General features: G+C 78.5%; 1 protein-coding gene. It reads left to right on the forward strand.

All coding sequences use genetic code 11. The features are described from left to right. Positions 1-166: 166 nt before the first annotated feature. Positions 167-1,138: UvrD-helicase domain-containing protein (locus DKL51_RS23635; RefSeq protein WP_438819671.1), on the forward strand; the 972-nt coding region annotated here is incomplete at its 3' end.

Here is a 1,138-nt window from a genome sequence, read left to right on the forward strand (position 1 = left end):
GTGACGGGCGGTCGCCGCGGCGGCTCGGGGGGACCGCCGGCTCGGCGGGGCGGACCAGTGGACCGGTCGGCCGGGTCCGACGTCCGAGGGGGAGCCGCGGTCCGGGGGGTCGGCGGGCGATGGCGCGCATCCGGAGGGTCGGCTCGCGGATCCGCTGCAGGCCGAGGTGGTCGCGCACACCGACGGGCCGATGCTGGTCGTCGGCGGCCCGGGCACCGGCAAGACCAGCACGCTGATCGAGGCGGTCGCCGCCCGGGTGGCCGAGGGCGTCGACCCCGAGCGCATCCTGGTGCTCACCTTCGGCCGCCGCGGCGCCACCGACCTGCGCCACCGGATCGAGGCGCGGATCGCCGGGGACGGGCACCGGGTGGTCCGCGAGCCGCTGGTGCGCACCTTCCCGGCGTACGCCTTCGGGCTGCTCCGCCGGGCCGCGGCCGAGCGGGGCGAGCCGTCGCCCCGGCTGCTCACCGGCCCCGAGCAGGATCTGATCATCCGCGAGCTGCTGGACGTGGTCGGCGAGGAGCCGGAGGACGACCCGGTCGGCTGGCCGGAGGACCTGCGGCCGGCGCTGCGCACCCGCGCCTTCGCCGCCCAGCTCCGCGACCTGCTGATGCGCGCCGCCGAGCGCGGCGTCGGCCCGGTCGAGCTGGCCCGGCTGGGGGAGAAGCTGGGCCGCGCCGACTGGCCGGCCGCCGCGCGCTTCCTCCGGGAGTACGTCGCCGTGCTCGCCCTGCGCGACGTCAGCAACCGCGGTTCCATCGCGTACGACCCGGCCGAGCTGGTCCGGGCCGCCACCGGGATGCTGCTCGACGATCCCGAGCTGCTGGCGGCCGAGCGCCGCCGGTTGGCCCACGTCTACGTCGACGAGCTGGCCGACACCGACCCCGCCCAGCTCGACCTGCTCGCCGTGATCGCCGGCGGCGGCAAGCCCCTGGTCGCCTTCGCCGACCCGGATTCCTCCACGTACGCGTTCCGCGGCGCCGACCCGGCCGGGGTGACCACCTTCCCGCACCGGTTCCGCACCGTCTCCGGCGCGCCGGCGGCCCAGGTCGTGCTCACCACCTCCTACCGGGCCGGCCCCCGGCTGCTCGCCGCAACCGCCCGGCTCGCCCGCCGGCTGCGCGGCCCGGCGGCGCAC

The sequence above is a fragment of the Micromonospora globispora genome (assembly GCF_003857015.1).
Taxonomy (GTDB): Bacteria; Actinomycetota; Actinomycetes; order Mycobacteriales; family Micromonosporaceae; genus Micromonospora; species Micromonospora globispora.